Source organism: Streptomyces sp. NPDC050161, from assembly GCF_044460025.1.
GTDB lineage: Bacteria > Actinomycetota > Actinomycetes > Streptomycetales > Streptomycetaceae > Streptomyces.
The window spans coordinates 13,019-26,181 of the sequence record NZ_JBITJM010000019.1; the positions used below are offsets into that span (position 1 = coordinate 13,019).

A 13,163-nucleotide genomic window follows, 5' to 3' on the forward strand; every position below is an offset into this window, starting at 1 on the left:
TGAGGCCATGAGCCTCAGCACCGGTGGCCCCGCAGGCCCCGACCAGCCCACCGGCCCCGCCGCGGCCGTCACCCTCGACGCCATCCGTGACGCCGCGGCGCGACTGGCGGGTGTCGCCCACCGCACGCCGGTACTGCGCTCACGCACCCTGGACGCGCTGGTGGGCGCCGAGGTCTTCATCAAGTGCGAGTCCTTCCAGCGCATGGGCGCCTTCAAGTTCCGCGGCGCCTACAACGCCCTCTCCCGCCTGACACCCGAGCAGCGCGCCCGCGGGGTCGCCGCGTATTCGTCGGGCAACCACGCCCAGGCCGTGGCGCTCGCCGCCAGGGAACTCGGCACCACCGCCGTCATCCTCATGCCCGAGGACGCCCCGCGCTCCAAGCGGGACGCCACCCTCGGCTACGGCGCCGAGGTCGTCACCTACGACCGCTACACCGGCGACCGCACCGCACTCGCCGACAAGCTCGCGGCGGACCGCGGCCTCACCCTGATCCCGCCCTACGACCATCCGGACGTCATGGCAGGGCAGGGCACCGCGGCCCTGGAACTGATCGAGGAGACCGGGCCGCTGGACGCGCTGCTCACCCCGATCGGCGGCGGCGGTCTGATGGCCGGATGTGCCACCGCCGCCACCGCGCTCGTCCCCGGCATCCGCATGATCGGCGTGGAGCCCGAAGCGGGCGACGACACCCGCCGCTCCCTGGCGGCCGGCCGCCCCGTCACGATCCCCGTCCCGCGCACCATCGCCGACGGACAGGCCGTCGAAACCCCCGGCGAGCTGACCTTCGCGATCAACCGCGAGCTGCTCGACTCCGTCGTCCTGGTCGGCGAGGACGAGATCCGCGCCGCCATGCGGTTCGCCTTCGAGCGGCTGAAGATCGTCACGGAACCCAGCGGCGCCTGCGCGCTGGCCGCCCTGACCGCCCACCGCGTCGACCCGCTGCCGCCCCGGATCGGCGTGATCGTCTCCGGCGGCAACATCGGCCTGGAACGCTTCGTGGAGCTGATGGCCACCGCCCCGGACGTCCGCTGAACCGGAGGCGTGGAGGGGATTGTCCGACCCCGGCCGTAGAATTCACGCGTGGCAGGACGGATCAACGATGACGACGTGAAGGCGGTTCGGGACGCGGTCCCGATCGACGCCGTTGTGTCCGAGTACCTCCAGCTCCGCAACGCCGGCGGCGGCAATCTCAAGGGCCTGTGCCCCTTCCACGACGAGAAGTCCCCGTCCTTCCACGTCAGCACCGCCAAGGGGCTCTACCACTGCTTCGGCTGCCAGGAGGGCGGCGACACCGTCGACTTCATCATGAAGATCGACCACCTCTCCTTCGCCGAGACCATCGAACGCCTCGCCTCCCAGGCGGGCATCACCCTGCGCTACGAAGAGGGCGGCTACGCACCCGGCCGCCAGCAGGGCGAACGCACCCGCCTGGTGGAGGCGCACAAAGCCGCCGCCCAGTTCTACACCGAGCAGCTGGACTCCCCGGAGGCCGAGATCGGCCGCGCCTTCCTCGCCGAGCGCGGCTTCGACCAGGCCGCCGCCCAGCACTTCGGCGTCGGCTACAGCCCGGCAGGATGGGACCACCTCACCCGCTTCCTGCGCGGCCGTGGCTTCACCGACAAGGAACTGATCCTCTCCGGCCTCTCCCAGGACGGCCGCCGCGGCCCCATCGACCGCTTCCGTGGCCGCCTGATGTGGCCCATCCGCGACATCTCCGGCGAGGTCGTCGGCTTCGGCGCCCGCAAGCTCCGCGAGGACGACAACGGCCCCAAATACCTCAACACCCCTGAAACCCCCATCTACCGCAAGTCCCAGGTCCTCTACGGCATCGACCTCGCCAAGAAGGAGATCGCCAAGGGCAGCAGGGCCGTCGTCGTCGAGGGCTACACCGACGTCATGGCCTGCCACCTGGCCGGCGTCACCACCGCCATCGCCACCTGCGGCACATCCTTCGGCGAAGGCCACATCAAGATCCTCCGCCGGCTGCTGATGGACCACTCCGGATCCGAGGTCATCTTCACCTTCGACGGCGACGCCGCAGGCCAGAAAGCCGCCTTGCGGGCCTTCGAGGACGACCAGAAATTCGCCGCCGAAACCTCCATCGCCATCACCCCCGGCGGCATGGACCCCTGCGACCTCCGCCTCGCCAAGGGGGACGCGGCCGTCACCGACCTCGTCGAGTCCCGCACCCCGCTCTTCGAGTTCGCGCTGCGGCACCTCGTCTCCCGGCACAACCTCGACACCACCGTCGGCCGCGCCGCCGCCCTCGACGAAGCGGCGCCCATCGTCGCGCACATCAAGAACAGCTCCATCCAGCACGAATCCGCCGTCCAACTGGCCGGCATGCTCGGCATCCTGGACACCCAGTTCGTCGTCCGCCGCGTCGGCCAGCTCGCCCGCTGGGCCCGCGAACGCGGCCGGGACGGCGGCCAGGACCAGGGCCGCAGAGCCCCCCGCGGCCAGGAACGCGCCGCCGAGCCCGAGCCCCGGGCCGCCGGCCCCCGCGGCCCCGCCCTCAACCTCCGCAGCCCCGCCCACCGCGTCGAACGCGAACTGCTCAAGCTCGCCCTGCAACGCCCCGACCTCGTCTCCCCGGCCTTCGACGCCTACGGCATCGACGAGTTCACCGCCCCGCCCTACGCCACGGTCCGCCGCTGCATCGAGGACGCCGGCGGCGCCACGGCCGGCGCGGCCGACGACGGCTACGTCCAGCGGGTGCGCGAGGCCGCCCCCGACGACACCGTCCGCGCCATGGTCACCGAACTCTTCGTCGAGCCCCTGCACACCCGCCGTGACCCCGACGAGGCGTACGCCGGCGTGCAGCTCGTCGCCGTCCGCCTGGCAGCCGTCAATCAGCGCGTCACCGAAATCCGCGGCACCCTCCAGCGCCTCGGCCCGCGCGCCGACCCCGAGCACCTCAACGCCGTCCAGAACGAACTCTGGGTCCTCCAGCAGTACGGCCAGTCCCTCCGCGAACGCGGCTACGCCGCCCTCTGAGGCGGCTCCCGGGGGCGCGTACGGCCGCGCACCGCGCCCGCCCTTGACACCCCGACGTAGCCGTCCGGTCACGGAACGAACGCAGAAAGTGGACGCACGCCCCTCGTGGCGGGCCTGTGTCGTACCCCACACTGAAAGCGGTGCCTGAGAGTTCGGAGCGCGGCACAGCCGGTCACCCGGGCCGGGCATCTCCCGCGCAGCCACTCGCGTCGTACGGGACGGACAGCGGCTCGGCCGCGACCGCTCCCGGCCTTTCCGCCGCCTTTGCGGCGATCACCCTGGAGGTCGCCCCCGTGCAGACCCAGAGCCTCCCCGGAGCGCCGGCCGGCGCCCCGCAGGCCGCGCCCGAGAAGGCCCCGCCCCAGCAGTCCGGGGACGCGGCATCGGGCGCCCGCCCGGCCACCGTGCCGCAGCAGGCCGAACCGCCGGCCGCCGAAACGATCGCCGACGACCCCGCCCCCGAGCCGTCGCCCCGCCCCGACACCGGCGGCCCGTCATCCGACCTCTTCCGCCAGTACCTCCGCGAGATCGGCCGGATCCCGCTGCTCACCGCCGCCGACGAGGTCGACCTCGCACGCCGCGTCGAAGCGGGCCTCTTCGCCGAGGAAAAACTCGCAGGCACCCCCGACCTGGACTCCCAACTCGCCTTCGACCTCGACAAATTGGTCGTCATCGGCCGGATGGCCAAGCGCCGGCTGATCGAGGCCAACCTCCGCCTCGTCGTCTCCGTGGCCAAGCGCTACATCGGCCGCGGGCTGACCATGCTCGACCTCGTCCAGGAGGGAAACCTCGGACTGATCCGCGCCGTCGAGAAGTTCGACTACGCCCGCGGCTACAAGTTCTCCACCTACGCGACCTGGTGGATCCGCCAGGCGATGTCCCGCGCCCTCGCCGACCAGGCCCGCACCATCCGCGTCCCGGTCCACGTCGTCGAACTGATCAACCGCGTGGTCCGCGTCCAGCGCCGGATGCTCCAGGAACGCGGCTACGAACCCACCCCCGACGACATCGCGGCCCAGCTCGGCCTCACCCCGGAACGCGTCGGCGAAGTGCTGCGCCTGGCCCAGGAACCGGTCTCGCTGCACGCCCCCGTGGGCGAGGAGGACGAGGTCGCGTTCGGCGACCTCATCGAGGACGGCGACGCCGCCTCACCCGTCGAATCCGCCGCCTTCCTGCTGCTGCGCGAACACCTCGACACCGTCCTGTCCACCCTCGGCGAACGCGAACGCAAGGTCGTCCAGCTCCGCTACGGCCTCGCCGACGGCCGCCCCCGCACCCTGGAGGAGATCGGCCGGATCTTCGGCGTCACCCGCGAACGGATACGGCAGATCGAATCCAAGACCCTCAACAAACTCCGCGACCACGCCTTCGCCGACCAGCTGCGCGGCTACCTCGACTGAGACCGCGCGCACCGGCCACCGACCGCGCCGTCACGCCCGGCTCAGCCCTGCTGCCCGAACACACCCGGATACGCCTCATCGCGCACCGCCGTGTACTGCTGGCGCACCGCCTGGCCCACCGGCAGCTCCTCACCCGGCTCGAAGACCTGGCTCGCCGCCGCCGGCCACTGCGGCGGCTCCACCCAGCCGCCGTCGTTCGGGGCGAGCGTGCCGTGCGCCGCACCCAGCGCCCAGGCCGCCTGCCGCGCCGCACCCAGCGCCGCGTACTCGGCCGGCTGCGGCACCACGACCTGCACGCCGAACAGCGCGGGCGCCGCCGCCTGCACGGCACCCAGCTCGGCCGCCCCGCCCAGCAGGAACACCCGGCGCACCGCCACACCACGCCCGCGCAGCACATCCAGCGCGTCGGCGAGCCCGCACAGCATGCCCTCGACCGCGGCCCGCGCCAGATGCTCCGGCTTCATGCTCTCCCGCCGCATCCCGTGCAACGACCCGGCGGTATGCGGCAGATGAGGCGTCCGCTCACCCTCCAGATACGGCAGCATCACCATGCCGTACGCACCCGCCGACGACTTCAGCGCCAGCTCCGACAGGCCCTCCAGGTCCGTGCCGAGCATCTCCGCCGTACCGCGCAGCACCCGCACCGCGTTGCTGGTGTGCACCACCGGAAGATGGCGCCCCGTCGCATCGGCGAACGAGGTGATCGTGCCGTCCGGATCGACCAGCGCCTCGTGATGGATGCCGAACACCGACCCCGACGCGCCCAGCGACACCACCGCGTCGCCGACCCCGACACCGAGCCCGAACGCCGCCGCCATGGTGTCGCCCGTACCGGCCGAGATCAGCAGCCCCTCGGGCGTGAACCCGGCCGTCCCGGAAGGGCCGAGCACCTCGGGCAGCCGCACCTGATGGCCCAGCGCCAGTTCCACCAGGTCAGGCCGGTACGCCTCGTCGGCCGCCGACCAGAACCCGGTGGCCGATGCGCCGCCACGGTCCGTCGTACGCCGCGCCGGGCGCCCCAGCAGCTGCCACGCCAGCCAGTCGTGCGGCTGCATGACCTCGGCGATCCTGGCCGCGTTCGCCGGCTCGGTGCGCGCCAGCCAGCGCAGCTTCGTCACCGGATGCGTGGCCTGCGGCACCGCCCCGATCGCCTGCGCCCACGCGGTCCGCCCGCCCAGCGAGTCGACGAGGTCGGCCGCGGCGCTCTGCCCCCGCTTGTCGTTGCCCAGCAGCGCGGGCCGCACGAGATTGCCCTCGGCGTCCAACGGCACCAGACCGTGCTGCTGCGCGGAGACGCCGATCGCCTGCACACCCTCCAGCAGCCCGTTGCCCGCCGCCTCGCCGAGTGACATCAACCACGCCTGCGGGTCGACCTCCGGCCCCTTCTCGGCAGGGTGTGGCGCGTACCCCTGCCTGATGACGGCACCCGTGTCCGTATCGCAGACGACGATCCGTGTGCTCTCGGACGAACTGTCCAACCCGGCGACTTTCCCCATGGCCCCAGATGATGCCCCATCCGGCGGACGGCGGGGGCGCCAGGGCTCACACCGGGGACGGCCGGGACGCGCCGGGCGCCTCAGGTGTTGCTGGTGCCCCAGTCGTCAGGGTCAGGGGTGCGCTGCTCACGCAGCGACCTGACCCGGTCGGTGACCGAGTGCGGCAGCCGGTCGCCGACCTTGGCCGAAACCCTGTCGAACGCCTTGGACGCCGCCTCCCTGCCGCCCATCGCCGCGGACTCCGCGGTGTTACGGACCGCGGGATTCTGCGAGATCCGTCGGGCCCCCTTGCGCAGCTGCTCGTACCGCTCCCGGCCCGCCCGCGTGCCGAGCACGTATCCGACGGCCAGTCCCGCGATGAACGTGAGCCGGTAGCGCATCGCTCCACCCTTTCCTCTCACCGGCGCGCACCCGCCGCAGCCGCCCCGTGCCACCCCTGCCACGGCGCCGCGTACCGATGACGCTCGATCCCGTCCGGTGCCGGGCGCACCGGATCACTGGGCTGTGCCGCGCCTGTCCTGCGGGCCTGATGATCACCCGCGGCGATACCGATTGGCGGAGCACCCCCCTGCTTGCGCTAATGTATGTGTCGCAGCGAACGCGCGCCGTCCGGAAGCCCGGACAGCGGTGCATTCGAGGCACACAGAGCATTCCCCTGTAGCTCAATTGGCAGAGCAGCCGGCTGTTAACCGGCAGGTTACTGGTTCGAGTCCAGTCGGGGGAGCTCGGTCCCCTGTAGCTCAATTGGCAGAGCATTCGGCTGTTAACCGGAGGGTTACTGGTTCGAGTCCAGTCGGGGGAGCAGTAAGGAAGAGGACCCCGGAAGGGGTCCTTTTTCGTGCGCCATGGAACCGAACACCCTGTGATCGAAGTCCTCTTGAGCGTGCATGGTCACCGGACGACGACCCACACGGGCAACAGATCGTATGAGCGGCTATGCTGCGGCAGACGGCGCGCACAAATGTGCGCGACGCGCCGTGACGGGGGCGGTAGCTCAGCCGGTTAGAGCAGCGGACTCATAATCCGTCGGTCGTGGGTTCGAGTCCCACCCGCCCCACCGCGGCACCCAGGGCGAAGAACCTTTCTACCTGCGGAAACGTGAGAACGGGAGTCACCGCCACAGCGCGGCGGCCCCCGTTCATCCGTACGGACCAAGATCCAGGGGCCCTACAGGGGCCCCGGGGCTGGCCAGAGGCCACGCCGGCTTCCGTCGCCTGTGCGCAGTCCGGGGAGCGGTCCTCACCGTCACCGGCGGCAGTCCCGTCCGCAGCGCCCGGTCGTCCAGGTCTTGGGACTTGGGGCGGGCGACGGCGAAGCGTGTGGGCGGGAAGTCCGGTTGCTGAATGCCGGCTTATGGGCGGTGGCCTGCGTTATTGGGTGCTGAGGTTCCTTTGCTGTTCGCCGTTCGCTTTGTCCTGCGGGGGTGTTGTGGCGGTGAAAGGGCCGTTCAGGGCTGCCCATTGGAGGAGTAGGACGGTTTTGCCGTCGGTGATGCGTCCGTCGTGGGTCATGGCGAGGGCCTCGGTGAAGGGGAGTTCGATGACCTCGATGTCCTCGCCGTCCTCTTCGAGTCCGCCGCCGGTGCCGGTCCGGTCGGCCGGGGTGTACGGGGCGGCGAAGAAGTGGAGGCGTTCGGTGACGGAGCCGGGGCTCATGTAGGCGTCGAGGACGTGGGTGAGCGGGCCGAGGGTGACGCCGAGTTCTTCGGCGCTCTCGCGTCGGATGGCGGCGGGCGGGTCGTCCGCGTCGAGCAGTCCCGCGGCGGCTTCGATGAGCATGCCGTCGGGGTGGCCGTTGACGTAGGCCGGGTAGCGGAACTGGCGGGTGAGCAGGACGAGGCCGCGTTCGGTGTCGTAGGGCAGGACGACGGCGCCGTCGCCGCGGTCGTAGGTCTCGCGCTGCTGGGTTTCCCAACGTCCGTCGCGGCGGCGGTAGTTGAAGGTGGTGCGGCGCAGGACGTGCCAGCCCTGGGAGGTGAGTTCGACGTCGCGGATCACGACGTCGGGGTTGCGGTCCAGGTCGCGTCCGGCCCGGTCGAGGCCGGTGCGGCCGCGGTGGTCGGGGGTGTCGATGCCGGGGCGGCTCGTCATGCGGTCTCCTGCGGGGTGCGGCGGGTCTCTGCTCCGTCGGTCGTGGGTGTTACCGTACATGCAGAAACGTGCAAGAACAGGAGTGAGTGTGCATGCTGGCTGCTGAACGGCGCGATCACCTGCTGGGTCTGCTCGCTCGCGAGGGCAAGATCGTCGCCAAGGATGTCGCCGTCGCGCTGGGGATCTCCGAGGACAGCGTGCGGCGCGACCTGCGCGATCTCGCCTCCGAAGGGCTGTGTCAGCGGGTCTACGGTGGCGCGCTGCCCGTTTCGCCGGCGGTGGTCGGCTATGCCGCCCGGCAGACCGTGGCCCCGGGGGGCAAGCGGAAGGTCGCCTCGGTGGCCGCCGGGCTGGTGCGGCCGGGCGGTGCGCTGATTCTCGACGGTGGAACCACCGCACTCGCCGTCGCCCACGCGCTCCCGCAGGATCTTGCCTGCACCGTGATCACCCACAGTCCGACGATCGCCGCGGCCCTGCTCGACCATCCGCACGCGGAGCTTTTCCTGCTCGGGGGCCGGGTCTTCAAGCACTCGGCGGTCACCTGCGGCGCCGCCGCGGTCGAGGCGGCGCAGAACGTCTCCGCCGACCTCTGCCTGCTCGGCGTCACCGGTGTGCACCCCGATGTGGGGCTGACCACCGGAGACGCCGATGAAGCGGCGATGAAGCGGGCCTTGTCCGCGCGGGCCGCGGAGACTTACGTCCTCGCCTCGTCCGAGAAGATCGGCACGGCGTCGCGGTTCCGTGTTCTGCCCTGGGAGAAGGTCAGTGGGCTGATCACCGACGCCGACCTCCACGACCCGGTCGTCGAGCGGCTCAAGGCGCTCGGGGTGGAGGTCCTGGCGGCCGGCTGACGGCTACGGGCCGAGCGCGGGGTCGCCCGTCGGACGCCTACCCGAACTGGCCGGGCTGGTAGTCGCCTGCGGGTTGCTGGACGATGACGTTCACGCGGTTGAAGGCGTTGATGAGGGCGATCCCCAGCACCAGGGCGGCGAGTTGGTCCTCGTCGTAGTGCTTGGCGGCATTCGCCCAGACGTCGTCCGTGACGCCGCCGGCCGCGTCGGCGGTGCGGGTGCCCTGCTCCGTCAGTTCCAGGGCGGCGCGCTCGGCGTCGGTGAACACCTTCGCCTCGCGCCAGGCCGCGACCAGGTTGAGGCGTGTCGAGGTCTCCCCGGCGTGCGTGGCGTCCTTGGTGTGCATGTCGGTGCAGAAGCCACAGCCGTTGATCTGGCTGGCGCGGAGCTTCACCAGCTCCCGCGTCGCGGTCGGCAGCGTCGAGTCCGAGAGCACCTTGTCCGCGGAGATGATGTGCCGCAGGGACCGGGCTGCGACCGTGTTGCCGAGGAGGTTCAAGCGAGCATGCATGGCGACTCCTTGTGGTTGATGCCTGCCCCCCTCTGACGGAACAGCTCGGAGCAATGTGACACGGGCGCCCCCCTCGGCGGCCCGTCGGACACGCCCCGGTCAGGTGTCGGCGGCGGAGCGGTGGCCGCCGGAGTCGGCGACGACCGGTTGCGGTGTGCCGGGGCTGATGAGCAACTGTTCTTGTCCGGGGAGTTGGAGGCGTGCCGTGAGGTCGTCGACGGTTACCGCGCAGGGCTGCGGGAGCGTCTTGTCGAGGGCGGTTTTGGGGCATTCGCCCAGCAGGACGGCCGATACGTAGAGGCCGTCGCCCGTCGGCCTCGTGGCTCCGGAGACGTACGGCACCGCTGAATGGGGGCCGAAGGCGTTGGTGCCGGTCCCGCTCCGTACGTGTGCCGAACTCCAGCCGTGCAGGCCGATTACGGCGCTGGTGAGGCCGTCGGTGCGCCGTGCCGCGGCGTGTGTTCCCGCGGTGTGGGGGGCGGGGGGTGTGTGGTCGGCGAGTGCGTAGCCGCCCTCGCGGACCGTCCAGCCGGCGGGCGCGGTGACGCGGTGCACGCGGATCTCCCACCGGCCGCACACGACGGACACGCTGTCGATGCGGCATGCGCCGGGCGGTGCGGCGCCGTCGGTCCGGGGGTGGTGCCAGGACGCGATGCAGGTGCCGGGCACGGCCACGCGGTGGATGCGTTCCCGTCGCGAGACGGCCCCGGTGGGGGAGATCAGGGCGATGTGGTTGTCGAACCGCTCGGGTGCGGCTTCGCCGACTTCCGGTCCGGTGCGTGAGGAGTAGGCCAGCTTGGCGTAGTGCGGATCGTCCCGGTGGGCGGCCGGCGGGGCCGTCAGGTAGTGGCTGCCGTGGTTGAGCAGCCGCACCAGGCCGTCCCGGCGGGTGCCGTGGACGAGGAAGCCGGGTGCGGGCAGGGGGAGGATGAAGTCGCCCTTTTCGATGGGGAGTTGACGTTCGGTCGCGGTCCACACCGCGTGGTCGGGCGGGATGAGCAGTCCCAGGAAGCCCTTGCTCGCGGCGTACGGCGCTCCGGGGCCGCTGTACGCCTGCGCGGTCGGCGGAAACCGCCCGTACCAGCCCAGCGGCAGCAGTCCCCGGGTGTCGGGCGCGCCGTGCCCGACGAAGTGGCGCAGGGTCTCGCTCGCCAGGCGGCGGGTGAGTCCGGGCGGCAGCGGCGGCTCGGCCGTCTCCCAGGAGCCGAGCCAGACGGGGGCGAGCGCGGCGAACCGGTAGGCGAGTGACCTGCCGTGGTGGACGGGGGCGCCGTCCGCGCCGAAGAGGTGGACGTACTGCCGCAGGAACAGGCGGAGCCGTTCCCGGTAGACGGTGGCGCGTTGGGCTCCGCGGGCGCCGGCCAGGTGTGCCCACAGCAGGGTGTAGAGGTGGAATCCCCAGGCGTTGTAGTAGTCGAAGCGGTCGCCGGCGTCGTAGCCGGGGCCTGGCTGCGAACGGATCCTTCCGTCACGGGTGTCGCGGTAGTCGCTGCGGTGGCGTGGTCCGTCCTGGTACCAGCCGTCGCCGCGGTACCACTCATCGACCCGCGCGAGCCCCGACTCGATGCCGCTGCGGTCGCCGATGGCGCCGATGGAGTGCAGGAACTCCTCCGTGACGACCTGGAAGAGCACATGGTTGTTGTCCCGGGTGCGGCGGCCTGCCACCCCCGAGAGCCAGTGTGCGACGCGGTCCTGCTCGGCGGGGGTGAGCCGGTCCCACAGCCATGGCCTGGACAGGTGCAGGGCGAGGGTGATCCCGGCGGCTTCCACGATCTGCTGGCTTCCGTCGGTGAGGGCCGGCCACGCCTCCGGGCCGTGCGGGCGGGTTCCGGCGACCAGTCCCCGTGCCCAGGGCCCGGCCCGGTCGGCCGGGTCCGCGCCGCCGGCGCCGGCCAGGCGGATGGCGGCCAGGAGGAAGCCGCGGGCGAACCCTTCGAGGCCGTCGGTCCGCCGACCGGACCAACTGGCGGGTCCGGGAAGGTGCACCGCCGCTCCGTGCGGGCTGACGTACGGCCGCAGGGCGTCCAGCAGGTGGTCGGCGACGGCCTCCCAGTGCGCCCGCGTCCACCCGGTACGAGGGGAGCGGAGGCGGTCTTCCGGGGGCAGTACGAGACGGGGCGGGGGTGCCGCGTGCCTGCTCATCTCCGCCTCCCTCGGCCGGCGGGTCCTGGCCCGCCGCTCCCCACAAGTTGCGGTGCGTGTCGATCCAATCACCATGAGTACGTGTGGGCGACTCGCTCATGTCACGAGCGCCGCATCGTCGAGCTTTGGGACAGAGGCCATGACAGCGCCACCTACCCCTGACCGCGCATCGCCCGCCGCACAGCGGCAGGTGCGGGACTTCGCCGGCACGACCTGTGTGGTCACCGGAGGGGCGTCCGGCATCGGGCGGGCCACGGCGCACGCCTTCGCCGCGGCCGGGGCGCACGTCGTCGTGGTGGACCTGGACGCCGAGACGCTCCGCCGCACGGCCAAGGAGCTGGAGGGCGCGGCGACGGCGGTGGTGGGCGACATCTCGCTCCAGGCGGACTGCCGCGCGGCGGCGGACGCCGCCGGGGCCGCCGGGCTGCCGGTGCGGGCGCTGGTCAACTGCGCGGCCACGTTCCTGGCCCGCAGTGAGCGGGCCAGGCCCGACGAGTGGGACCTGAGTCTGGGGACCAACGTCAAGGGCAGCGCCCTGATGACGGCCGCGCTGGCGCCGCTGCTGCGCGCGGCCCACGGCGCTTCGGTCGTCAACGTCGCGTCGATCTCGGGGCACATCGCGCAGCCGGGCCAGTGGACCTACAGCGCGGGCAAGGGGGCGCTGCTGGCGCTGACCCGCTGTCAGGCACTCGATCTCGCCGATGACGGCATCCGGGTCAACAGCGTCTCCCCGGGGCTGGTGTGGACCCCCGAGGTCGAGCGGATGACGGGCGGCGACCGGGCCGGCTGGGGGCCGGTGCTCGGCGCGCACCACATGCTGCGGCGGGTGGGGGAGCCCGCGGAGGTCGCCGCCGCCGTGCTGTTCCTGTGCGGCTCCGGCGCGACCTTCATCACCGGCACCGATCTCCCCGTCGACGGCGGATACCTCGCCATGGGGCACAGCAGGTCGGAACCGGCGACGTTGCCGGGACGGCAGGACGCCCCGTAACCCCACCTTCTGTTCCAGAGAGGGAGCTCCGCATGCTGCAAGCAGTGCTGGCCACCGCCAACCCGGCCAAAGCCGCAGAGATCCGCGCCTTGCTGGACGGCTGCCTGGATCTGCTGCCCAGGCCCGCATGGCTCCCCGACGTCGTCGAGAACGGGGCGACGGCCGAGGAGAACGCCTACCTCAAGGCCGCCGCGGTGGCCTTCGCCACCGGGATCGCCGCGATCGCCGACGACACCGTGATGGAGGTGGACGCACTCGGCGGCGCCCCCGGGCTGCGCTCCGCCCGTTACGCGGGCGACGGCGCGTCCGACACCGAGAACATGGCGAAGGTGCTGGCGCAGCTGGCGGACGTGGCCGCGGCGCGGCGCGGCGCACGGGTGCGGACGGTGGCCCTGCTGTGCCATCCGGACGGCCGGCGGGTGGTCGGCGAGGGCATGGCACGGGGGCGGGTCACCGAATGGCCGCGCGGTGACGCCGGGTTCGGCTACGACGCCGTGTTCGTACCGGACGAGGGGGACGGGCGCACGCTCGCCCAGATGACGGCCGGTGAGAAGGCCGCGCTGTACTGCCGGGGGCGCGCCTTCCGCGGTCTGGCGGCGCAACTGCGGCTCGGCGCACCGCACTTCGCCGCCGGTGAGGGCCGAGGCGCCGCGAGTGGCCCCGGCCGGCCGCTGCGGAACGGGTGAG

At 72.2% G+C, this 13,163-nt stretch carries 11 protein-coding genes and 3 tRNA genes; 9 read left to right on the forward strand and 5 right to left on the reverse strand.

What is annotated here, in order from left to right:
• The first annotated feature begins 7 nt into the window (after nt 1-7).
• The 3 genes from ACIBK8_RS26760 (at nt 8) to ACIBK8_RS26770 (ending at nt 4,398) form a co-directional block, all read left to right on the forward strand.
• Complete coding sequence (locus tag ACIBK8_RS26760; RefSeq protein ID WP_399044416.1) at nt 8-1,033, forward strand: threo-3-hydroxy-L-aspartate ammonia-lyase; 1,026 nt, start codon at nt 8-10, stop codon at nt 1,031-1,033.
• Nucleotides 1,034-1,081: 48 nt separating this feature from the next.
• Nucleotides 1,082-2,998, forward strand: a complete 1,917-nt coding sequence (dnaG, locus tag ACIBK8_RS26765; RefSeq protein WP_399044417.1) for a DNA primase — start codon at nt 1,082-1,084, stop codon at nt 2,996-2,998.
• A 140-nt stretch (nt 2,999-3,138) separates the two neighbouring features.
• The gene (locus tag ACIBK8_RS26770; protein WP_399044418.1) at nt 3,139-4,398 is read left to right on the forward strand and encodes an RNA polymerase sigma factor; all 1,260 of its coding nucleotides are present in this window, start codon (nt 3,139-3,141) and stop codon (nt 4,396-4,398) included.
• 41 nt (nt 4,399-4,439) lie between these two features.
• On the opposite strand, the gene ACIBK8_RS26775 is transcribed toward ACIBK8_RS26770, so the two are convergent.
• On the reverse strand, nt 4,440-5,894 hold the full coding sequence (locus ACIBK8_RS26775; protein WP_399044419.1) for an FGGY family carbohydrate kinase: 1,455 nt from the start codon (nt 5,892-5,894) through the stop codon (nt 4,440-4,442).
• 80 nt (nt 5,895-5,974) lie between these two features.
• Entirely contained in the window at nt 5,975-6,274 is a 300-nt protein-coding gene (locus ACIBK8_RS26780) for a YtxH domain-containing protein (RefSeq protein ID WP_393680074.1), read from the reverse strand.
• Between the two features lie 271 nt (nt 6,275-6,545).
• Between ACIBK8_RS26780 and ACIBK8_RS26785 the strand changes: the two genes are divergently transcribed.
• From ACIBK8_RS26785 to ACIBK8_RS26795, 3 genes are all read left to right on the forward strand, one after another.
• Nucleotides 6,546-6,618: transfer RNA gene (locus ACIBK8_RS26785), tRNA-Asn, on the forward strand.
• Between the two features lie 5 nt (nt 6,619-6,623).
• Nucleotides 6,624-6,696 (forward strand) — tRNA-Asn (locus ACIBK8_RS26790).
• Nucleotides 6,697-6,877: 181 nt separating this feature from the next.
• Nucleotides 6,878-6,951 (forward strand) — tRNA-Ile (locus ACIBK8_RS26795).
• 313 nt (nt 6,952-7,264) lie between these two features.
• Here ACIBK8_RS26795 and ACIBK8_RS26800 read toward each other — a convergent pair.
• On the reverse strand, nt 7,265-7,984 hold the full coding sequence (locus ACIBK8_RS26800) for an NUDIX domain-containing protein (protein ID WP_399044420.1): 720 nt from the start codon (nt 7,982-7,984) through the stop codon (nt 7,265-7,267).
• A gap of 92 nt (nt 7,985-8,076) precedes the next feature.
• On the opposite strand from ACIBK8_RS26800, the gene ACIBK8_RS26805 reads away from it, so the two are divergent.
• Nucleotides 8,077-8,835: a DeoR/GlpR family DNA-binding transcription regulator gene (locus ACIBK8_RS26805; RefSeq protein ID WP_393680070.1), complete on the forward strand. Its 759-nt coding sequence runs from the start codon at nt 8,077-8,079 to the stop codon at nt 8,833-8,835.
• A 37-nt stretch (nt 8,836-8,872) separates the two neighbouring features.
• On the opposite strand, the gene ACIBK8_RS26810 is transcribed toward ACIBK8_RS26805, so the two are convergent.
• Both ACIBK8_RS26810 and ACIBK8_RS26815 read right to left on the reverse strand, forming a co-directional pair.
• Nucleotides 8,873-9,346 carry a carboxymuconolactone decarboxylase family protein gene (locus ACIBK8_RS26810; protein WP_399044421.1) on the reverse strand — a complete coding sequence of 158 codons (474 nt, stop codon included), beginning with the start codon at nt 9,344-9,346 and terminating at the stop codon, nt 8,873-8,875.
• 99 nt (nt 9,347-9,445) lie between these two features.
• Entirely contained in the window at nt 9,446-11,488 is a 2,043-nt protein-coding gene (locus ACIBK8_RS26815; protein ID WP_399044422.1) for a DUF2264 domain-containing protein, read from the reverse strand.
• 139 nt (nt 11,489-11,627) lie between these two features.
• Between ACIBK8_RS26815 and ACIBK8_RS26820 the strand changes: the two genes are divergently transcribed.
• Nucleotides 11,628-12,476 carry an SDR family oxidoreductase gene (locus ACIBK8_RS26820; protein ID WP_399044423.1) on the forward strand — a complete coding sequence of 283 codons (849 nt, stop codon included), beginning with the start codon at nt 11,628-11,630 and terminating at the stop codon, nt 12,474-12,476.
• Between the two features lie 32 nt (nt 12,477-12,508).
• The gene (locus ACIBK8_RS26825; protein WP_399044424.1) at nt 12,509-13,162 is read left to right on the forward strand and encodes a non-canonical purine NTP pyrophosphatase; all 654 of its coding nucleotides are present in this window, start codon (nt 12,509-12,511) and stop codon (nt 13,160-13,162) included.
• Nucleotide 13,163 lies beyond the last annotated feature (1 nt).